Here is a 19,964-nt window from a genome sequence, read left to right as displayed (position 1 = left end):
GGCATCCGATGGCCTTCTTTCTCCAATGCGCCACCCCTCAAGGGAAAGGTGCACCGCGAGAGGGTTCGCGAGACAATTGACCGGTGTCCTTCTTCCGTCGCCGCCCCAAACGCGTGAGTCTCGGCACCTATAAACCCGCGCCAGAGGAACCGATCGCTCCCATCGGCAGGGTTGTCGACGAAGGCGTGCTCATTACTGCGTCGTCGGTGCGGATGGCCATCAAGAACAAGTTGATCGTCGGCGCGCTCCGTGATGACCGCAAGTTCGACGCAGAGTCCCTCGGTGAGGCTGCCCGTCAGGAATTTCTCGCGGCCGCCGAGGAGAACGCGGCGACCGCGGAACGGCTCGAGAGACTGGGGCACTATGCGTATTCGGTCGGAGCCGCAGACCTGGCCGACCCATTCATCGATGAAGACGAGATCGATGAACAGCACAGGCGGCGACCCCAGGTGCATCGCGCGCTCGCCGATGCGCTGAGGGCCGAGGCTGATAACCCCGAGCGGATTCGCGAGGTCGTGGAACAGGCACGGGACGACGCCTGGGAGGAGATCGGCAGGGAGTTGCGGTCGAGGCTGCGGAACACGGGTTACGTTCGCGACAACGATCCGAAGTATGAGAAGTTGCGGGCGAAGCGGATAAGCGACTTCAAGAGAGACGTTTTGGCTGGCCTGCAGAGTGTGGGCGACTGAGCGTCAGCCGCGTTTCGGGAGGAAGAACCGGGTGCCCGGCCTCGTATTGTGATTCGCCGCCGCGATTCCCCTCCCGAAAAACCCCGCCGCCCTCCCTGATTTGCGGCGTCGAGGGCGGTGCCGGATGCCGCGGTCAGCGCCAGCTGGGCGGGGGTGGTAGCCGAGTCCTGGAGGCGGCAGTCGAGCCTCGGAGGTGTCAGCCGCGTTTCGGGAGGAAGAACCGGGTGCCCGGCCTCGTATTGCGAATCGCCGCCGCGATTCTCCTCCCGAAAAACCGCCACTGCCCCCTGATCCCGGGCACCAAAGTCGGTGCTGGATGCCGCGGTCAGCGCCTTAGCTCGGTCAACGCCGATGTCAGTGGTTGGGTGTGTACTGAAGTCATGAACATCCCGGTCAGCAGCCCGATCCGCACCCTTACAGGGTCGCGTTCGAACGCCCGGGCGGATGCCACCGCGAGGCCCCGAATGCGGCAGTTTCAATGTCAGTGGTTGGGTGTGTACTGAAGTCATGAACATCCCGGTCAACTGCTCAATCCGCACCCATGCAGGGTCGCGTTTGAACGCCCGGGATGGTGTCGGTGCGAGGCCCCCAGTGTGGCAGTTTCAATGTCAGTGGTTGGGTGTGTACTGAAGTCATGAACATCCCGGTCAGCAGCCCGATCCGAACCCGTTCCGGTGCGGCGGACTTCGGTCTGGCCGGGCGTCATGTCCTCGCCTCGACTGGTGGGGGTGTGCGGGTGTCATGAGTTTCGCGGTGAGCGACTTTCCGCCGGCATCGGTGCCGGAGGGGGAGAGTGCGCTCACCGGGTTGCTCACGCACCTGGGTCAGGTGGTTGATGTTCTCGACCTGGATCATCTGGACCGGTTGACCGGGGAGCAACTGTTGACGCAGCTGGGCCAGGTCGCCGGGGTGGTGCGTGCCGGGGAGGCGGTCCTCGCGGCGTTGAGTGCCGAGGTCGCGGACCGGTCAGACCCCGCGCGCGGGAGTGACGGGTTGGCGGTGAAGCACAACTACCAGCGTCCGTCGCACCTGATCGAGGTGATCACCGGAGTCTCCTCCGCTGCAGCATCACGGTTGATCCGGGTCGGGCAGCGCACCTGCCGGCGCTCCACGGACGCTGGGTTCCCGTTACCACCGTTGTTTCCGGTGGTCGGGGAGGCATTCCGGCAGGGCCTGATCGGGGTGGAAACCGCCGAAGCGATCACCCGGGAACTCTCGCTCGCCGCACCTCGTGCCGAGGTGGAACACCTCGCGATTGCCGAGCGGACCCTGGTCAGTGAGGCGGTCGGTGCGGGCTGGCGCGACGGGTTACCCATGTCGGCCGATTTGGTGGGGATTCAGGCTCGGCAGTGGCGGGACCGGTTGGACGAAGACGGGATCGAACCCCGCACCGACAAAGCGTTCCAGAAACGTGACTTCTGGATCGCCCGTACCGCGAAGGACGGGTTGGTGAAGTTCGGTGGCCAGGTCACTGTTGATGTCGGCGCGAAACTCCACGCGTTACTCGATGCGGTGTTGAGTCCGAAGACCGCGGACCGGTACGGCCCCACGGCCACTGATGCTGGCGAGGGAACTGGCGGTGGTGCCGGTGGCACCGGAACCGATGACGCGGGGGCCTTCGGAACCGGTGCGTCGCCGGTGACCGGCGCCAACCCAGACACCGGTGACGAGGTACAAGGCACCAACGTCAGTCCCGGTGCGGAGTTCAGCGAACCGGTCCGGGCCCGGCGGACCGCGGGGCAGCAACGCGCTGACGTGTTCGCCGCGATGATCGACGCCCTTGCCCGCTCCGGGGACGCACCATCAGTGACCGGCGCAGCACCGACCGTCGTGGTGACGGTCAACGCGGACGTGATCGACTCCAAGAGCGGTACCGGACAGATCGTGGGAGTGAACAGCCCGGTGGCGGCGTCAACAATCACCCAGATTCTCTGTGACGCGAGCATCATCCCGGTATTCATCGACCCCGACGGCATCGTCGTCGCCCTCGGAAACGACCAACGCGGGTTCAACCGGACCCAACGAATGGGAATGATCGCCCGCGACGGTCCGACCTGCGCGATGCCGGACTGTCAGATCCCTGCCACCGGGTGCGAAGCCCACCACATCATCCCGCACTCCGAAGGTGGCCCCACCCATCTCGATAACGGAGTCTTGTTCTGCTGGTTCCACCACCGGATGGTCGACACCGGGGTTTTCACGGTCACGATGGTGAACGGCAAACCGAAAGTCACCATCGCCGAATGGATCCGCCGCAAACCATACTTCCGATAAATGACCGCAACTTCGGCTCCAGACAGCACAACACCCGGCACGTGCGCATAAACGCTCGTGCCGGGTGCCGGGTGCCGGGTGCCGGGTGCCGGACTCGTGTCCGGCTCAGGACTCCCTAGCCGATCGCCGCACGCAGAGCGGCCGCAGCTGCTCCGACGTCGGGTGCGCCGTAGATCGCTCCGCCGGCAACGGCAACCTGTGCACCGGAGGCCTTGACCGAAGCAATGGTCGTGACATTGACCCCGCCAGCGACGGAGAACGGTGTGCCAGACGCTTCTCCATCACGCAGAAGCGTGTCGAACGTGAAGCCTTCTTCGGCCTGCTCGTCGAGTCCGGCGTGCATCTCCACGAACTCGGCGCCGAGTGCGACAACCTCGCGTGCACGGGCGGGCTTGTCGGCCACACCGATGAGGTCGACGACAATGCCCTTGCCGTGCTTCTTCGCGGCCTTCACGGCTCCGGCGATCGTGCTGTCACCGGCAACGCCGAGCACGGTGACGAGGTCGGCTCCCGCCGTGAACGCGATGTCAGCCTCGAGCTCGCCGGCATCCATCGTCTTGAGGTCCGCGAAAACCACCTTGTCAGGGTGTGCCGCCTTCACCGCGGTGATCGCGGAGAGACCGGCGCTCTTGATGAGGGGAGTGCCGAGTTCGAGGATGTCGACGTGCGGCGCGGCAGCAGCGGCGAGTTCGAGGGCGGCCTCGGTGGTCAGGGTGTCCATAGCGAACTGAAGCTTCATAGTGTGTTCCTTCTGTTGGTGATGTGATCGCGTGCAAGTGCAAACGGGATCGGTCATTCAAGATTTGAGTGGCGTGGCCAGAGATCGTCTGCGCTCTGTCCGGAGCGAAGCCAGAGGGTGTCAAACAGGGCGTCTCCCACAACCATGACGGTCTGCTCGAACAGGCTTCCGGCGTACTGGCCCGAGACCGAACCGGAACGGTCGAGCTTGCCCGCCGCCGGCACAACCATGACCACGGTGGCGAGAGCAGCCAGCGGGGAATCAGCGGCCGTCGTGATGGCGACCACGGATGCACCAGCGTTCGCGGCAGCATCCGCCCCGCGAATTATCGCCGGCGTCGTCCCCGAACCGCTTGCCGTCACGAGGACGTCGCCGGGTCCGATCGCCGGAGCTGTTACTTCACCGACGACATGGACGCTGAGGCCGAGGTGCATCAGGCGCATGGCTGTCATCTGTAGCGCCAGTCCCGATCGCCCCGCTCCGAGCACGAAAACCCGACGAGCGCCGTGCACCGCGTTCGCGACGTCGGCGAGATCGTCGGTGCCGTGTGCGGTAATCGCATCTGTCGTTGCGGTGAGTTCCCGCATGATCGTGGCGAGGGATGCCGTCACTTCGGTGTTCGGGCTCGTCGCCGTCTCGGAATTCGTCATTGATCCATCGTCTCCAGACGGGTGCCCCGAGGTGCCCGCCCGCCCGTGCAGTCGACCTACCCATCGGGGGAGGTACAGCTTGTCTGGGTAGGTTGAACCGGTGACTATCGACAGCGAGCATCCGACCCCCGTACCCCGAAGACTCCAGCTCGAGCACGCGCAGGCCGTTGCCGAACAGGCCGACCGGCACGCCGTGACACTCGAGTCGGTCCTTGCCGTTCTCCGCTCGTCGCGGCTGGATGACCGCGCGAGCCGAACGACGGCGATCGACCTGGCATCCGCATCACTGATCGAGTTGCGCAGCACCACCGACCAGCAGCGCGGCACCATGCTCGAACCCGTGGACGGAGCCTTTGCCCGGCTTCGCTCCGACCTGCGTCCGCTTGCCCGGTTCGGCGGGCTCGACGTGCAATTCGTCGAACCGCCCACCGGGGGTCGCGCCCTGCCCGGAGAGGTTGCCCACGCGGCGCGGGCGATCGTGCGCAGCGCGGTGCTTGCCCTCGTGGATCAGGAAGACGCCAAACGTGTGCGGATCCAATGGGATTGCGACGGCCTCAATCTGCTGATCGACATCCGGGACGATGGTGAAGGCAGCATCAGCGCCCACGACGACTCACTGCGTCCCATCGCGGAACGGGTTTCCGCACTCGACGGCGGTCTCGACGTGTCATCGACAACGGGCTGGGGGACGACGCTCGCGATCCGACTCCCGCTGGACCCGCCCGCCGAGACGGAACCGCTCGAGGATTCCGCCGACTTCAGCCCCCGCGAACGCGACGTGCTTCGACTGGTGGCATCGGGCGCGCGCAACCGTGCGATCGCTGCTCAGCTGGGCATCACCGACAACACCGTCAAGTTCCACGTGTCGAACCTGCTCCGCAAGGCCGGGGTTCGCACGCGCGGTGAGCTGACGGCGATCGCCGCCGCTTCAACGCGGTCACGGCAGTAGCCGGCCGGCGTTGCGCGGTCCGGTCGGGCCTGTCACCCCTTCAGGCAATGGTGGATGCCGCTGCGGCATTCGCGAGGATCAGCGGAAGGCCGGAGTACCCAACCGCAGCCCCCAGGGGCGCGGGCCGGCCAGGAACCAGACGAACGCTGCGATAAGAGGAAAGAAGACCAAGCCGACTACCCAGAGGTATCGTTCGACCCGCGAAAGATCGCGGGTCCGGACGATCTGTACGATGCCGTAACCGATAGCGGCCAGATACGCCCCGCCTGTGAGCCCAACGACCAGCAAGGCGAGAGCAAGGTCGGCATTCATGGATTTCTCCTTCGGCTGTTGGCTCTCAAGCTAGGGCCGCGGGTGGTCCCGGTCAAGAGCGAACCCCCGACTCGCCTGACCGTTCCCCGCCAGGTCTCGGCGTTGTCGGGCTCAACACCGACAACCCGGCCATCAGCATCGGTGACGTGCAGGCCCTTCGTGAGCTGGGAGCAGCTCCAGTGAGCCGCTCCAGAGAGACGCGCCCGGACCTCCCTGTCGACCGATGTCAAGTCCTGACGTGACTTGTGTTGTGAACCTACGGTGGAAGACCCTCGGGCAAGTCTCAGCGATTTCGCTGACGAAGAAGTGGAGAAGTGAGTGCCGGTTTCCCGGAATGTTGAAGCAAAGCCGGTGTTGGAGATTCTTGCCATCAGCGACCACGAGTGGCGCGTGTGCGATGGGCGGTTCAGCCAGAGCGATGCCAGACGGATGCTGGGCTATATCGGCAGGACAGCGGGCGTTTACGAATTGGTGCGTCTCCAACACGGTCCTGAATGGGAGTGCTTCGACACGCTGCAGGCCGCACTAGATGCGCTTGTGGAGCCTGCCGGCCCAACCCCGTCGTAATGCCAACTTCGTGGCCATTGCTCTCCCGGTATAGGTCTGTGCCGTTCCGGAGTTCGGCCGGATAGTATCGACGTGGTGCGCCGGGAAGTCTGGTCGGCAAATTCGATCAACGACCCATTTTTCAAGGAGTTCCCATGGCAACCCTGCCGCCAGACCGCCCCAACGTACTGTCGCGGGGCAGCTACTCCGAAGCGAGCAGAATCGCGACGATCCTCCGTAAGGAAACTGTCGGCGGGATGCTCCTGGTCGCGGCCGCGCTCATCGCCCTGATCTGGGCGAACTCTCCCGCCTCTGACAGCTACTTTGCCCTGCGGGACTTCAGGATCGGTTACGAGCCCTGGCACCTCGAATTGAGCCTCGGAGCCTGGGCATCCGACGGGCTCCTCGCCGTCTTTTTCTTCCTCGTCGGCCTTGAGCTCAAGCGAGAACTGGTGGCAGGCGACCTGCGCGACTTCCGCAAAGCGGTGATTCCCGTTGCGGCGGCGGTCGGCGGGGTGCTCGTTCCAGCGCTGATCTATACAGCCATCAACTGGGGAAACGGCGCCACAATCGGCGGTTGGGCAATCCCCACCGCGACGGATATCGCCTTTGCGGTCGCCGTCCTCGCCATCGTCGGCTCCCACCTGCCGAGCGCACTGCGGATCTTCCTCCTGACCCTCGCCGTCGTCGACGACCTGATTGCCATCCTGATCATCGCCGTGTTCTACACGACAGACATCAACGTGGTGGCCCTGGGCCTCGCCCTGATTCCGCTTGCGCTGTACGCCTTCCTCGCCCAGAAGTACCGGCGATTCTTCGGTCTGAAGCCTGCGGCGGCGTGGCTCATCCTGCTGCCCCTCGGTGTGGTCACCTGGGCGCTGCTCCACGCCTCCGGGATTCACGCAACGATCGCCGGTGTTCTGCTTGGCTTCGCGATTCCGGTGATCAGGAGCAAAGCCAGTGGCGGCCCGGCGGCTGGGCCCGGCCTGTCTGAGATCTTCGAGCACCGGTTCCGGCCGATCTCCGCCGGTTTCGCCGTGCCCGTCTTCGCTTTCTTCTCCGCCGGCGTAGTAATCGGTGGCATTGACGGCTTCACCTCGGCCCTGATGGACCCGGTAACGATAGGCATCATCATTGCCCTCGTCGCCGGAAAGCCCATCGGAATCCTGGGAACAACGTGGCTGATCTCAAAATTCACCCGGGCGAGGCTCGACCCATCCTTCCGGTGGGTGGACCTGTTCGGTGTCGGCCTGCTCGCGGGAATCGGTTTCACCGTTTCGCTTCTCATCGCCGAGCTGAGTTTCGGATTCGGCAGCCTCGAAAACGACCACGCCAAGGTGGCGATTCTGACGGCATCCGTTCTGGCTGCCCTGCTCGCGACAGTGGTACTGCGCATCCGGAACCGCAGGTACAAGCAGATCGAAGCCGAGGAGCGCGTGGACGCGGACAACGACGGGACCCCCGACGTGTACCAGGGCGGCGGACGCTGAGCCTGCACGTTACCGACGCAGGGGGTGTTGCGCCGAGCCGGCCAGGTCTAGCCTCTGACTGTGGCTGCACATCCTGACGCCTACCGCCAACCTCTCGACCGCGCACGGGAGCACTCCCTGGAGTGGCTCGCGTCACTGCCAACGCGCCAGGTGCGGCCACAGCAAACCGCAGATCAGGTCGCCGAGCATTTCTCCATTCCGCTGCCAGACGGCCCAACCGATCCGGCAGCGGTTGTCGATGAGCTGGCCGGGTTCGCCGAACCCGGCCTCATGGCGATGCCGTCCGGCCGGTTTTACGGCTGGGTAATCGGCGGAACGCTTCCCGCCGCCCTCGCGTCGGACTGGCTCGTCAGCGCCTGGGACCAGAACAGCGCTCTCCGGTACGCCTCGCCCGCAACGGCCGCCATCGAACAAGCGGCAGGGGACTGGATCCTCGACCTGCTCGGCCTCCCAGCAACGGCAGACGTCGGCTTCACAACAGGCGGCACCGTCGCAAACTTCGTCGGTCTCGCTGCTGGTCGAAAAGCGGTTCTGGATGCCGTCGGCTGGGACCTCGATGCCCGCGGTCTGGCGGGCGGCCCACGGGTCACCGTGCTCGTCGGCCAGGAACGACACGCGTCGGTGGACCTCGCCCTCCGTTACCTCGGCCTCGGCGCCCCGACTCCTGTCGCCTCCGACGACCAGGGCAGGCTCATCGCTTCAGCGTTGACGGATGCCCTCGCGAGCGTCGATGGCCCGGTGATCGTCTGTCTCCAGGCGGGCAACCTGCACTCGGGTGCCTTCGACCCGATGAAAGAGACCATCCGAATGGCACACGAACACGGCGCCTGGGTGCACGTCGATGGGGCATTCGGGCTCTGGGCCGCAGCAAGCCCGCGCTATCGAGGCGTGCTCGACGGAATCGACATGGCAGATTCCTGGGCGACCGACGCCCATAAGACCCTCAACGTGCCTTATGACTGCGGCATCGCGATCGTCGCTCAACCCCAGGTCCTCCGCTCCACCTTCGGCGTTCACACCGACTATCTGATTCACGACGACCACGGCCCGGGCGACCCGTGGGAGAAGGTCCCCGAACTCTCCCGCCGCGCCCGCGGCGTCCCCGTCTGGGCAGCACTGCGCTCACTGGGCCGCTCAGAAACCGTCGCACTGGTTGAACGCCTCGTCGACACCGCGGCCGAGCTCGCCGCCGGGCTCTCGCGCGTGCCTGGCATCGAGGTCCTCAACGACGTCGTTTTCACCCAGGTCTGTCTCGCCTTCGGCCCAGACGACCTCACCCGCAGGGTCACCGAGCAGCTCATCGCCGATGGCTCAGTGTGGATGTCCGGTTCGCATTGGCAGGGCAGGGACATCCTGCGCATCTCCGTGAGCAACTGGTCGACGGATGCCGACGACATCGCCACGTCGATCGAGGCGGTTCGGCACGCCTTCGAGGTCGCATCGTCCACCTGAATACCGGTCTTTCCCGCCGGCCGACCCGGGAGTAGTCTCGGGGCAACGGCGAGTCCCGTGTACCCGCCGGGTAGGGAGTCCTGGTGGGACGGCTTGTTTACGATTCGAGGACGAGCATCAACCTCGACGACCGCACGCTCGCGCACCTTCAGATCGTGATCGGTGCGAAGCTCAGGCGAGGCGAAAGCTTTCCCTTCCGCTGGAAGCTGCCTGACGGCGCCGGGGGACTACCCGGGAGCCTGTGGATTGCGCCGGGGATCTCGCTTCACTTCAGGTACGACGAATCGAGACTGCCCAATATCAACCTCGACTGGATCAGCGCGCTCACCGCGTCGTCCAACTCGGATGCCGGGCTGCGGCTGATCAGTGAACCGATCGCGTCGCAGGACGACGTGCGCGACGAGCGGGTGGGTCGGCCGTAGCGCAGCGACGCGACGGTCGGCGACACGCGCCCGCCAGCCGCAATGTCCCCCTAGGATTCCCTCATGGGAACCTGGAGTGGACAACCGTTTGGCAATGACGCCGCAGCCGACTGGGCATGGGAACTGGACGGGTCCGACGGCTGGGATGCTGTCCTCGAGGCGCTTCAGGCTGTGCTTGACGCAGCTCCCGCGTCCGTGGACGCTGACGCGGCAACCGTCGCCATCGCCGCCGCTGAGGTCGTGGCACATCAGCGTGGGCGGCCTACGCAGTCCGACAGCTACACCGAGAGCATTTCGTCCTTCGTCGATCGCGTCCCTGCCCCGCCCGCTGAGGTCGCCTCTATCGCGCTGAGGGCCCTCGACGTCGCAACGGTCCCTGACGGCGAACTCGCAGAGTTGTGGGCCGATGCGGGTGCGGACGAATGGACCGAGGCCAACCAGCGCATTCGCGAGGCGCTCTCACTGCCCCCACTGGTGGCATCCGCCCCTGCCGCTCCCAGGAAGCGGACCGGCTGGGGCTGGGGCAAGGGCAACCGGGAGAGCTGACCGCGGGTGTCAGGACCGGGCCGTTACCGACGGGTCCTGGCTCTGCAGTTCGAGTGACAGATCCGAGGTGGGGGCGCTCGCGGATGCCAGCAGCGCCAGTTTGTCTGCATCGATCGACCCTGCGTCAGCGTGAAAGACGACGAGCATGATGCCGTCAGTGCCGCCGATGCTCAGTCGTTCCCGGTTGAGGACGAGTTCCCCGACCTGAGGGTGGTCGAACCGAATCAGTGTGCCGTACTGGCCGCGGACCTCGTGGCGAGCCCAGAGCTGGCGGAAGCGCGGACTCGCCAGACTGAGCTGCCCGGTGAGCTCAATGAACCGTGGATCATCGATGTCATTGCCGACGGCCTGCCGGAGATTCGCGATGAAGCACTCAGTGAGGTCTTCCCAATCCGGTTGCAGCGCCTGCTCGCCCTGATCGAGGAACAGATCCCTGAGCTGGTTTCCGCCGACGTTGAGTCCGGGGGACAGCGCTCGGGCGAGGGGGTTCGAGGCAAGCACGTCGAAGTATCTGCCCTCGATGAACGCTGGCTGGACGAGGGAGTCGAGGAGTTTGAGGGCTCCGGACGGCACCGTCTCTTGCCGCGGCCGCCGTTTCCGCTGGCGCGGAACATCCGCCACCAGTGTCAGCAGGTGGGAGAGGTGCTCATCGTTGAGGTTCAGCACGCGAGCTATCGACTCGAGCACCTGAATCGAGGGGTTGCGATCGCGACCGCGCTCGAGGCGCAGGTAGTAGTCGGCACTGATGCCGGCAAGCATGGCGACTTCCTCGCGCCGCAGCCCGGGAACGCGACGGAGTCCACCGTCGGGAATACCGACCTGCTGCGGGGTCACCAGTTCGCGGCGCGCCCGCAGGTATGCGCCGAGGGGATTCGTTGTCTCGCTCACGACGCCAGCCTATGGCTGTGTGGCGCGGAGTGAGGGGGCCCTGTCATACCCCCGGCTGGGGAGGGTGCTGGTTGGCGGTGTGCGCTTCTCATAGCTTCCTTAACGGCCCGATCGGGCCGCTTATTTCGAGAGGAGACGCATGAGCGTCGCACTGGTTACCGGGGCAAACAGGGGCATCGGATTTGAGACAGCCAGACAGCTGGTGGAGTTGGGGCACCTCGTGTACGTCGGCGCGCGGGACGCTGAGCGGGGTGAGGAGGCTGCCGCGTCGCTCGGCGCGCGATTTGTGCAGCTCGATGTGACTGATGACCTGTCGGTAACGAACGCGCTGGGGGCTATCAGTGATGTCGAGGGCCAGCTGGACATCCTGGTGAACAACGCGGGAATTCAGGAGTTTGGCGATGTCGACGGCCCTATGGCGCTGCGAGCGTTCGACACCAACGCGGTGGGAGTCGTGCGCGTCACGGAAGCTGCGCTCCCGCTGCTGAAGAAATCGTCCAACCCGACGGTGGTTACCGTCTCGAGCAGCGCTGGGTCGTTCTGGGCGGTCAACAATCCCGACCGGGTCGAATCGCAACTGAGGAATCTCCTCTATGCCGCGTCCAAGGCGGCGGCCACCATGCTCACCGTCCAGTACGCCAAGTCGCATCCCGGCATCAAGTTCAACGCACTCGAACCGGGGTACACCGCCACAGACATGACGGCGGCGTTCGAAGGCGGCAGGCCGCCCGCGGAGAGTGCGCAAACCGTCGTGCGCCTGGCGACCCTCGACCCGGACGGCCCGACAGGGACGTTCCAGGACGAAGACGGGCATCTTCACTGGTGAGAACGGCATCCCCCCCCCGTACGCAAGCACGCCTGACCACTCGAACAATCGAAGGAATTGAATCGTGACCAGCACAACCTCGTCGATCGACACATCGACCGACCACAAGCCCGGCTCCTGGGCCGGCGTGGTCTCACTCGGACTGGGGATCTTCGCGATCGTCATGTCGGAGTTCCTGCCAGCGAGCCTGCTGCCGCGTATTGCCGGCGACCTTGGGGTGACGGTCGGCGCAGCGGGGCAGAGCGTCACAGTCACCGCGCTCGCGGCCGCGCTCTCAGCCCTCTTCATCTCGGTGGTATTGCCGCATGCCGACCGGCGCCGCGTCATGATCGGCCTCACGCTGCTCGCCATCATCTCCAACCTCGCCGTCGCGCTGGCACCGAACCTCCTGGTGCTTCTCTCGTCCCGGCTCCTGCTGGGTGTCGCACTCGGCGGGTTCTGGGCAATGGCCACGGCGGTCGCCGCGCATCTGGTTCACGCGGACCACCTCGGGCGCGCGCTCACCGTCGTAAATGCCGGTGTGTCCGTTGCAACCGTCGCCGCGGTGCCCCTCGGCGCATGGCTCGGGGAGTTGTGGGGATGGCGGGGAGTGTTCGTCCTCGGTGCCGTTGTGGCGGCACTGGCGCTGATCGTGCAGGCGGCAACACTGCCGCACGTCACACCCACTGTTGGCAGCGGAATTCGGGCGCTCGGAGCGACACTGCGCTCCAGGGCCGTCATCATCGGACTGGTCGCGGTGCTGCTGGCCTTCGGCGGTCACTTCAGCGGCTTCACGTACATTCGGCCAGCTGCCGAGAGCGTATCCGACATCGATGCCGGGGGACTCGCTCTGCTTCTGCTCGTGTTCGGAATAGCCAACTTCGTCGGCACGGCCCTCAGCGGTCCGCTGGCCGACCGTGCACTCCGAGCGGCAGTCTTCCTGTTCCCAACGGTCCTGGGAATCGGGATGCTTGTCATGCTCGCGACCGGCGGTTCGACCGTCGCTCTGTTTGTCGCGGCTGCGCTGTGGGGTTTCGGCTTCGGTGGCCTTCCGACCGCCGTGCTCACGTGGGGTGCCCGAACTCAGCCGACCCGTCTCGAGCAGATCGGCGGAGTGATCGTGACCGTGTGCAACATTGCGATCGCTGTCGGTGCGATCGTCGGGGGAATCCTCGTCGATGATGTCGCAGCCACCGCCCCCCTCCTGGTCGGCGGCATCTCTGCAATCGCCGGCGCTGTCGTGCTCGTGAGCCTGCGTCAGCGGCGCTGACGGCTCTCGGCCGGACGGCATCCTGCTGCTCGGGAGCGAGCAGGGCGGGCCGACGAATTTATTCGCTGACGAGTTCGAGCGGCGGTACGCCGACCGGGTCGAACCCCATCACCTGACCGTAGAACGACAACTCGGCTTCCGTCGCGCTCACGATTGTGCTCGCGCGACGGAAGCCGTGCGACTCTCCCTCGAAGGCGATGTATGCGTGGGGGATGCCCTTCCGTGCCAGGGCATCACGGAAAAGCTCTGCTTGCGACGGCGGCACGATCGGGTCGTCGAGGCCCTGAAGAAGAAGTACAGGGGTGGAGAGGTTATCCACCCGGTTGAGCGGCGCACGCGACCGGTAAAGATCGGCCGCTTCCGGAAGCGGACCGATGAGCCCGTCGAGGTAGCGCGATTCGAAGTCGTGCGTGTCCCTGGCGAACTGGGTCAGCTCGGCCACGCCGAAATACGAGGTACCCGCCGCGAACACGTCCGAACTCGTGAGCGCAGCGAGCACCGTCCACCCGCCCGCCGAGCCTCCGCGGATCGCGAGGCGCGCCCGGTCGGCGAGTCCGGCGTCCGCGAGTCCAAGCACGGTGGCAACGGTGTCTTCCACGTCGACGATGCCCCACTGCCCGCGCAACCGCTCCCGATACTCCCGCCCGTATCCCGTCGATCCGCCGTAGTTGACGTCGACGACACCGATACCGCGACTGGTGAAATAGGCGATCGTGGGGTTGACGACGAACGGTGCCCGGGTGGTTGGGCCACCGTGGACGAACGCGACGAACGGTGGCAGCTCGCCATCGGGGGCCGCGAAATCTGCACTCCGGGGCGGATAGACGATGGCATGAACCTCCCGGTCTCCCTCGAACGTCCGGGATTCAGCGACGGGGAGGTATCCGGCATCCGGGAGGGAATCGACCGAGAGTCGAACCACGGTGATCTCTCCCGAGTCGAGGTCGAGACGGCGAAGCCCGGGTGCGTCCTTCGCACTGCCTCCCGCGAGCAGCACACTCGTGCCGCGGACCGGTCCGAGGACAATGTGAGTGAGCGGCTGGGCCGCGACCGAGCTGGCGCCCGTCGCCGGATCGATGATGACGAGTTCGCTCTGGCCGAGAGTTCGCGCGGCAAGGATGCGGCCATCCGCCAGCAGTCGATACCATGCCAGCCCGACGAACCAGAGTGCGTCGCCGTATTCGGCCTCGTCCGGGTGCAGCGGTGTGACGTTTCCCTCGAGATCAACCTCGGCAAGATTCCACCAGCCGGATCGGTCGGTGATGATCGTCAGATGGTCGTCATCCCGCCATTCGGGCTGCAGAAGAGACTCGGTCGTTGAACCCGCGAGCGCGCGCCACTCGCTGACCTGGCCCGCTCGGTCGAGGTCGCCGACGCGCAACTCGGTCCCGTCCCATGGCATCTGCGGGTGATCCCACGCGATCCAGGCGAGGCTTCTGCCGTCGGGGGAGAACCTCGGAGAGGCGAGGAAGTGTGAACCCGTGACGATGGAGCGGATCGCCTCGTTGTTGCCATCGGCACTGCCGTCCACCGGCACCGCGACGATGTCTCTGTCAACGAGGTCGCCAGAGTGGGTCTCGCGCACGGCGATGATTTCGCCGTCGCGCCACGTGAGATCTGCGAAGCGGAATCCGGTACCGGCACTCGTGAGCGGTACAGGACTACGGCTGCCACGATCCAGGCGATACAGTCGCTGATCCGTGAACTCGGCGAACACGAGAGTGCCGTCGTCGTCCGCTGCCCACGCTCCACCGCCGTACTCGTGCACGCGGGTCCGGGCATTCCAGGGCTCCGGCAGGATGTCGATGGGGTCGCCATCTTCACCTGTCGTGCGGACCGCAAACCGGCCGCCCTCACTCGGTCGAAGTTCGAGCCACCACACCTCATCGCCCACCCATGTGCCTTCGCTCACGGCGTGCCCGCTCTCGGCGAGGTCATGAGCGGAGATCGGTGAGCGCCAGGACCCGTACGGAGCGATTGTCGTCATGGCGACATCCTGCCAGCTCGCGTGTTTCAGCGGGCAGCCAATGTGGCTACGCTCGGAGAGTGTCTGCCAGTCTCAACCCCACAGTGATCGTGCTGAACGGCGGATCCAGTTCAGGTAAATCGTCGATCGCGCGAGCGCTGCAGGAAATGCTCCCCGGCGTCTGGTTGACCTTCGGCGTCGACACCTTCATCGACGCACTCCCGGGTCGGGGTGACAGCCCGCGAGCCGGGGTCACGTTTGAGCACGACGGCACGATCACCTTCAGCGACGAGTATCGGGCTCTCGAACGAAGCTGGTATGCCGGCCTCAGCGCGATGACAGCGGCTGGGGCGCACATGATCCTCGACGAAGTTTTTCTCTCCGGGGGTACCGGGCAGGAGAGTCTGCGTTCAACGTTCAGCGATACCGGGATGTTGTGGGTGGGTGTCCATTGCGAGGCCGACGTTGCTGCATCCCGCGAAGCGCGGCGGCCTGACCGGGCAGAGGGAATGGCGCGGCAACAGGCCCTGAGTGTGCACACCGGCGTGAGCTACGACCTCGAGGTGGACACGACCTCCAGGCCGGCCGAGGAATGCGCCTGGGCAATAGTGAGACACCTCGGAGTGCGGGCGCCGTCCCTTATCCGTTCGTAGGCAAGGGCTGCCCCGTCTGAGCTGCCCCGTCTGACCTGCCCTGTGTGGGCTGCCTGCCTGAGTCGGACGTTCTCAGGTCGACGGTCAGGAGCGAGCGTCGGTGTCGATGTCGGCGGCCCAGCCGGGGGAGTCGAGGCGAATCGCATTGTCGCCAACGAGCGCGCGCAGTGTGGCTTCCGTGATGGCGAGTGATTCTGCGCCCACCTGCTTCTGGAGCTCATCCCGCATCTCATCGAATACGGCCTCGCCCTCGCGCAGAAGAGCTGTCCCGCGCTCGGTGACCCGCAGGCGCATCTTCCGGCGATCCGCCTCGTCCGGCTCCCTGGCGACGTAACCCCGTTCTTCCAGGACAGCGATCGTTCGTGCCGCAGCCTGCTTTGTTACCGACATCGCTCGGCCCAGTTCTGACGCGTTTTCGGCGCCGGAGAGGATCGAGTGAAGCGCGAAATCGTGCACCGGACGAAAGTCATCGTGGCCTCGCCGCGCCAGTTCGGCGGTGGCTCTGTCGGCAAGAGTGCGGAACCCCGCAAGCATCAGCAGCGCTAGGTCGCCACCCTTCCGAGACATAGGGGAAGTCTAAGCCAGGGTTGATATAGACAACCTTGTTGTCTATGGTTGATGGACAACAAGATTGTCTATTAAGGAGAACGATATGTCCGCCACTGCGGCACTCGGCGCAACCATCCCCGGCGTCTCCCACCATCGAGCTCAGCTCAACGGCACCGAGCTGCACTACGTCACCGCCGGTACGTCCGGTTCACCTATCCTGCTCGTGCACGGCTGGCCTGAGACGTGGTGGGCATTCAGGGGCCTCATTCCGCTGCTTGCGGAGTCCCACCGGGTTTACGCTCTCGACCTGCGTGGATTCGGCGACTCGAGCACCACCGCTAACGATTACAGCGAGCAGGCCCTGGCCGACGACCTCCACCACTTCGTCACACATCTGGGGGCTGGCCCTGTGCATCTTCTCGCTCAGGACATCAGCGGAGGCGTGGCGTTCCGGTTCGCTGCGTCCCATCCGGATGAGGTGCGAAGCTTCACAGCGGTCGAATCCTCCCTTGCCGGGTTCGGTCTCGAGGCGCTTGCCGACGTCAACGCCTTTGGTTCGTGGCATGTCGGATTTCTTGGCACTCCCGGCATCCCTTCGATGCTCCTGCCCGGACACGAACGCGAGCTCCTGGCTGACTGGGCTTACCCGATGATGAACGGCACGGCCGGTGCAATCCGTGCAGAGGACCTCGATGAGTTCGTTCGCACGTACTCGCGGCCGAACGCCTGGCGCGGTACGGAAGGCCTCTACCGTTCCCTGTTCACGGACAAGGGGGCGACTCGGGCGCTCGCCGAGGCGCATCCCTTGCGCGTCCCCGTCCTCGCCGTCGACGGCGCCAATTCCCCATTCACAGAGCAGTCGTTTCGCCCGGTGGCGGCTGGAGAGCTCACGGCGGTGCACATCGAGGGCGTCGGTCACCTCGTTGCCCAGGAGGCACCCGCGGAGCTGGCATCCGCTGTTCTGGACTTTGTGAGACGGGTGGATGATCAGTAGGAACACCGAGTGTTCTCAGGTGCCGGCCGGCAGCGTCCGCAACAGGTCTCGTTCGGCTGAGCCGGTCTGCTGGGCCAGGTTCCACAGAGTCGAGGAGGATGCCGCGCCGGAGGCCTCGGGGGTAGTGCCGCCCTGTTCCTCCCGGCTGCCCCGGTCATCGGGGCTCAGCGCCTTGATCACCTGATCCAGCTCGCCGCTGGTCAGCTCGGTGGCGTCGGCCAGCGCGGTCAAATCCCGCAACCCGGAGCGCAGCGTGTCCAGCTCGGCGAGCTGCCTGTCATCGAGCCGGTCGCGGTCGGGAACCAGCTCGTCCTGCGTGCGTGTTGCGTCCCGGAACAGGGCGAGCTCCTCTGGCCCCGGCGGACCAGCGCGGTTCGAAGATGCACGCAGGGCGGACGCGGTGGCCTGGGTCGCTGTCTCGATCCGTTGTCGCAGGGGGGCTGGTCGGAACGCGGGGATGACCATGAAGCCGAGAACCCATCCGATGAGCACCGCTGCCGCTGTGAGTCCGACGTATTGCGCCAGAAGGTTCACCGGGTTCAGGTCGCGGGTCGCTGAATTGAAGCCGACGCTGACGATAACCATGAAAGCATTGCCAAGCGCGGGGCGGGTGGCGATGAACCACAGCCCCAGACACAGCGCGACCACTGCGACGAGGGTGAGGTAGCGGGTCGGGACGAACAGCAGGACCAACGCGACTGTGAGCGAGCCCGCGACCAGGCCGATGATCTTGTTCCTCGCCTTGGTGGCGGTGTCGTTCCAGCTGGCCTGCATGATGCCGAACGTAGCCAGCAGTGCGGTGGAGACCAGGGGATCGCCGCGCTGCAGGCCGGACGTGATCAACAGCATGAGAAGAATTGCGAGCGCGGTGCGGAACGCGTGCCTGACCTGGATGGACCGCAGCCTCGCGGACGGATGCAGCACTGCATCCTGAAGTTGGCGCCGCCGATCGCGATCGAGGTTAACCGGTGAGGCGTCATGATCCAGCATTGCCTGCTCAACGGCGTCCAGGCCGCTTGCGGCCTCGGCGAGAGGTGACCCGGTGGGGGCCGACGTCGACGAAGGCGGCGAGGTTGTGACCGGATTGTTGTTCCGTCCCGGCTTGGATGTCAGCTGCTCGGCCAGCGTGTGGGCCCGGGCGCGAATCTCGGTGTCGGCCGAACCGCTCGCGTCGGACAGCTCTGCGGTGTGCAGGGCCCGCCGGTAGCGGGAGGCCCCCTCGAGTGCGTCAGCCAGCCATCGCTGCCTGCCGTCGCTCAGCCAGGTGCCGAACGCGGTGGCGGTGGCCGCGCCCGGATCATCCGCAACGAGCACATTGGCGACCTGCTCCCTTGTCGGCTTCGACGGGTCCGAGATCCCCATCTGAACCCGCAGCAGCAGAGCGACGGCGACGCCGGCGACGGCGGCCACGATCACCTGTCGGTGGTCGGCTCCGCCGGCTGGAGCGTAGCCGTAACCGAACACCGTGGTCATCCCCAGCCCCATGCCGGCGTTGGCGAAGCGTGGCCCGATCAGCGGAAGCAATGCGGCCACGAAAATGAGCACAACGACGAGCGCAATCGCCGCGGGGCGAGACGCCTCAGCCACGAGGCGCGGAACGACCGCGGCGACGACCAGAAGCGGTCCCATTACCGCGATCACGCGGAGGTCAGGCTTCAGAGGGCCGCCCATAAATACCACCAGCGAGAACATACCCGTCAGGCCGCCGATGATCCCCGCTGCGCCGGCTCCCCACGCGTCGGCGAGGAGCACGGAGGGAAGGACCACAATGATCATGAGGACGATCACTATCGGACTGCCCTTGGGGTGCCTGGCGTTCGGACGTTTGGCCTTGGACTCCGTGGATCCCTCGGCGCCACCGGCACCCTGCGCAGACCCGCCTCGAGTGTTGCGTGACGCGTTCATGCCTCGACGGTAAAGAGGGGGCGTGGGAGGTGGCAGAGGCCGAGGTCCTTGGCGTCGGTCGCGCGCCTGACCTTCACGGATCGGGGACCGGCGGGTCCGCTGTCGGGCCTGGGAGAGCGGATGACGGGAATCGAACCCGCGCTATCAGCTTGGGAAGCTGAAGTTCTACCATTGAACTACATCCGCGTGACGCCGTACGGCGACGTTCGCAATCTTAGCAAGACGCGCCAGATAAACTGACCTCGTGCTTCTCTCCGACCGCGACATCAAGGCAGAGCTGGCATCCGGACGCATCGGTCTTGAACCGTCCCACTCCGAGATGATCCAGCCTTCGAGCATCGACGTGCGCCTCGACCGCTACTTCAGGCTGTTCGACAACCACAAGTACCCCTACATCGACCCGGCCGAAGACCAGCCAGAGCTCACCCACCTCATCGAAACGAAGCCAGACGAACCGTTCATCCTGCACCCGGGTGAATTCGTGCTCGGCGCAACGTTCGAACAGGTCTCGCTCGCCGATGACATCGCTGCCCGGCTCGAGGGCAAGAGCTCACTCGGCCGCCTCGGTCTGCTGACGCACTCGACAGCCGGCTTCATCGACCCGGGGTTCTCCGGCCACGTGACCCTCGAACTGTCCAACGTCGCGACCCTCCCGATCAAGCTCTGGCCCGGCATGAAGATCGGCCAGCTCTGTTTCTTCCGGCTGACCTCCCCGGCTGAGAACCCGTACGGCTCAGCCGCGTACAGTTCCCGTTATCAGGGTCAACGCGGCCCGACCGCATCCCGCTCGTTCAAGAACTTCCACCGCACCGACGTCGGCCTCATCGACGCCGGCAGCGCCGGCAGCTAGGCAAGAAAGGCCACC

The 19,964-nt window shown here is 65.6% G+C and carries 19 protein-coding genes and 1 tRNA gene; 12 read left to right on the top strand and 8 right to left on the bottom strand.

Annotation, left to right across the window (positions count from 1 at the left end):
• Positions 1–83 precede the first annotated feature (83 nt).
• Entirely contained in the window at positions 84–689 is a 606-nt protein-coding gene (locus AC1X6S_RS12930) for a hypothetical protein (protein ID WP_483406164.1), read from the top strand.
• 741 nt (positions 690–1,430) lie between these two features.
• Positions 1,431–2,963, top strand: coding sequence for an HNH endonuclease signature motif containing protein (locus AC1X6S_RS12925; protein ID WP_483406163.1), 1,533 nt, complete (start codon positions 1,431–1,433; stop codon positions 2,961–2,963).
• Positions 2,964–3,078: 115 nt separating this feature from the next.
• Here AC1X6S_RS12925 and hxlA read toward each other — a convergent pair whose 3' ends face one another.
• Together hxlA and hxlB are read right to left on the bottom strand one after the other, a co-directional pair.
• Positions 3,079–3,702, bottom strand: a complete 624-nt coding sequence (gene hxlA, locus AC1X6S_RS12920) for a 3-hexulose-6-phosphate synthase (protein WP_483406162.1) — start codon at positions 3,700–3,702, stop codon at positions 3,079–3,081.
• Between the two features lie 53 nt (positions 3,703–3,755).
• Positions 3,756–4,352, bottom strand: coding sequence for a 6-phospho-3-hexuloisomerase (gene hxlB / locus AC1X6S_RS12915; protein WP_483406161.1), 597 nt, complete (start codon positions 4,350–4,352; stop codon positions 3,756–3,758).
• Between the two features lie 100 nt (positions 4,353–4,452).
• Here hxlB and AC1X6S_RS12910 point away from each other — a divergent pair, with 100 nt between their 5' ends.
• Entirely contained in the window at positions 4,453–5,301 is an 849-nt protein-coding gene (locus tag AC1X6S_RS12910; RefSeq protein ID WP_483406160.1) for a LuxR C-terminal-related transcriptional regulator, read from the top strand.
• A 78-nt stretch (positions 5,302–5,379) separates the two neighbouring features.
• Here the strand turns inward: AC1X6S_RS12910 and AC1X6S_RS12905 are convergent, their stop codons facing one another.
• Positions 5,380–5,613, bottom strand: a complete 234-nt coding sequence (locus AC1X6S_RS12905; RefSeq protein ID WP_483406159.1) for a PLDc N-terminal domain-containing protein — start codon at positions 5,611–5,613, stop codon at positions 5,380–5,382.
• Between the two features lie 701 nt (positions 5,614–6,314).
• Here AC1X6S_RS12905 and nhaA point away from each other — a divergent pair.
• The 4 genes from nhaA to AC1X6S_RS12885 all read left to right on the top strand — a co-directional run bounded on the left by nhaA (position 6,315) and on the right by AC1X6S_RS12885 (position 10,069).
• The gene (nhaA, locus tag AC1X6S_RS12900; RefSeq protein ID WP_483406158.1) at positions 6,315–7,649 is read left to right on the top strand and encodes a Na+/H+ antiporter NhaA; all 1,335 of its coding nucleotides are present in this window, start codon (positions 6,315–6,317) and stop codon (positions 7,647–7,649) included.
• A 60-nt stretch (positions 7,650–7,709) separates the two neighbouring features.
• Complete coding sequence (locus AC1X6S_RS12895; protein WP_483406157.1) at positions 7,710–9,101, top strand: pyridoxal phosphate-dependent decarboxylase family protein; 1,392 nt, start codon at positions 7,710–7,712, stop codon at positions 9,099–9,101.
• Between the two features lie 83 nt (positions 9,102–9,184).
• Positions 9,185–9,523, top strand: a complete 339-nt coding sequence (locus AC1X6S_RS12890) for a DUF7882 family protein (RefSeq protein ID WP_483406156.1) — start codon at positions 9,185–9,187, stop codon at positions 9,521–9,523.
• A gap of 63 nt (positions 9,524–9,586) precedes the next feature.
• Positions 9,587–10,069 carry a DUF4259 domain-containing protein gene (locus tag AC1X6S_RS12885; RefSeq protein WP_483406155.1) on the top strand — a complete coding sequence of 161 codons (483 nt, stop codon included), beginning with the start codon at positions 9,587–9,589 and terminating at the stop codon, positions 10,067–10,069.
• 9 nt (positions 10,070–10,078) lie between these two features.
• On the opposite strand, the gene AC1X6S_RS12880 is transcribed toward AC1X6S_RS12885, so the two are convergent.
• Complete coding sequence (locus tag AC1X6S_RS12880) at positions 10,079–10,957, bottom strand: helix-turn-helix domain-containing protein (protein WP_483406154.1); 879 nt, start codon at positions 10,955–10,957, stop codon at positions 10,079–10,081.
• Between the two features lie 139 nt (positions 10,958–11,096).
• Here AC1X6S_RS12880 and AC1X6S_RS12875 point away from each other — a divergent pair, with 139 nt between their 5' ends.
• Both AC1X6S_RS12875 and AC1X6S_RS12870 read left to right on the top strand, forming a co-directional pair.
• Entirely contained in the window at positions 11,097–11,783 is a 687-nt protein-coding gene (locus AC1X6S_RS12875; RefSeq protein ID WP_483406153.1) for an SDR family NAD(P)-dependent oxidoreductase, read from the top strand.
• A 64-nt stretch (positions 11,784–11,847) separates the two neighbouring features.
• Positions 11,848–13,032: an MFS transporter gene (locus AC1X6S_RS12870; protein ID WP_483406152.1), complete on the top strand. Its 1,185-nt coding sequence runs from the start codon at positions 11,848–11,850 to the stop codon at positions 13,030–13,032.
• Positions 13,033–13,090: 58 nt separating this feature from the next.
• Here AC1X6S_RS12870 and AC1X6S_RS12865 read toward each other — a convergent pair whose 3' ends face one another.
• The gene (locus AC1X6S_RS12865; protein ID WP_483406151.1) at positions 13,091–15,019 is read right to left on the bottom strand and encodes a dipeptidyl-peptidase 5; all 1,929 of its coding nucleotides are present in this window, start codon (positions 15,017–15,019) and stop codon (positions 13,091–13,093) included.
• Positions 15,020–15,078: 59 nt separating this feature from the next.
• Here AC1X6S_RS12865 and AC1X6S_RS12860 point away from each other — a divergent pair, with 59 nt between their 5' ends.
• Complete coding sequence (locus AC1X6S_RS12860) at positions 15,079–15,651, top strand: chloramphenicol phosphotransferase CPT family protein (RefSeq protein ID WP_483406150.1); 573 nt, start codon at positions 15,079–15,081, stop codon at positions 15,649–15,651.
• An 84-nt stretch (positions 15,652–15,735) separates the two neighbouring features.
• Here the strand turns inward: AC1X6S_RS12860 and AC1X6S_RS12855 are convergent, their stop codons facing one another.
• A complete protein-coding gene (locus AC1X6S_RS12855; RefSeq protein ID WP_483406149.1) occupies positions 15,736–16,218 on the bottom strand; it encodes a MarR family winged helix-turn-helix transcriptional regulator in 483 nt (160 codons plus the stop codon).
• Between the two features lie 85 nt (positions 16,219–16,303).
• On the opposite strand from AC1X6S_RS12855, the gene AC1X6S_RS12850 reads away from it, so the two are divergent.
• On the top strand, positions 16,304–17,194 hold the full coding sequence (locus AC1X6S_RS12850) for an alpha/beta fold hydrolase (protein ID WP_483406148.1): 891 nt from the start codon (positions 16,304–16,306) through the stop codon (positions 17,192–17,194).
• 15 nt (positions 17,195–17,209) lie between these two features.
• Here AC1X6S_RS12850 and AC1X6S_RS12845 read toward each other — a convergent pair whose 3' ends face one another.
• Entirely contained in the window at positions 17,210–19,099 is a 1,890-nt protein-coding gene (locus AC1X6S_RS12845; protein WP_483406147.1) for an FUSC family protein, read from the bottom strand.
• A gap of 115 nt (positions 19,100–19,214) precedes the next feature.
• Positions 19,215–19,285 (bottom strand) — tRNA-Gly (locus AC1X6S_RS12840).
• A 58-nt stretch (positions 19,286–19,343) separates the two neighbouring features.
• On the opposite strand from AC1X6S_RS12840, the gene dcd reads away from it, so the two are divergent.
• Positions 19,344–19,949, top strand: coding sequence for a dCTP deaminase (gene dcd / locus AC1X6S_RS12835; RefSeq protein WP_483406146.1), 606 nt, complete (start codon positions 19,344–19,346; stop codon positions 19,947–19,949).
• The last annotated feature ends 15 nt before the right edge of the window (positions 19,950–19,964 follow it).

This window comes from Mycetocola sp. Y442 (genome assembly GCF_056898615.1).
The sequence above is the reverse complement of the archived record's forward strand: the minus strand, read 5'-3'. Positions and strand labels throughout refer to the sequence as shown.

Bases quoted from the DNA above. Each gene is read 5' to 3' on its own strand.
- AC1X6S_RS12925 (WP_483406163.1), top strand. From the start codon at position 1,431: ATGAGTTTCGCGGTGAGCGACTTTCCGCCGGCATCGGTGCCGGAGGGG.
- hxlA (WP_483406162.1), bottom strand. From the start codon at position 3,702: ATGAAGCTTCAGTTCGCTATGGACACCCTGACCACCGAGGCCGCCCTC.
- hxlB (WP_483406161.1), bottom strand. From the start codon at position 4,352: ATGACGAATTCCGAGACGGCGACGAGCCCGAACACCGAAGTGACGGCA.
- AC1X6S_RS12905 (WP_483406159.1), bottom strand. From the start codon at position 5,613: ATGAATGCCGACCTTGCTCTCGCCTTGCTGGTCGTTGGGCTCACAGGC.
- nhaA (WP_483406158.1), top strand. From the start codon at position 6,315: ATGGCAACCCTGCCGCCAGACCGCCCCAACGTACTGTCGCGGGGCAGC.
- AC1X6S_RS12885 (WP_483406155.1), top strand. From the start codon at position 9,587: ATGGGAACCTGGAGTGGACAACCGTTTGGCAATGACGCCGCAGCCGAC.
- AC1X6S_RS12875 (WP_483406153.1), top strand. From the start codon at position 11,097: ATGAGCGTCGCACTGGTTACCGGGGCAAACAGGGGCATCGGATTTGAG.
- AC1X6S_RS12865 (WP_483406151.1), bottom strand. From the start codon at position 15,019: ATGACGACAATCGCTCCGTACGGGTCCTGGCGCTCACCGATCTCCGCT.
- AC1X6S_RS12855 (WP_483406149.1), bottom strand. From the start codon at position 16,218: ATGTCTCGGAAGGGTGGCGACCTAGCGCTGCTGATGCTTGCGGGGTTC.
- AC1X6S_RS12850 (WP_483406148.1), top strand. From the start codon at position 16,304: ATGTCCGCCACTGCGGCACTCGGCGCAACCATCCCCGGCGTCTCCCAC.
- AC1X6S_RS12845 (WP_483406147.1), bottom strand. From the start codon at position 19,099: ATGAACGCGTCACGCAACACTCGAGGCGGGTCTGCGCAGGGTGCCGGT.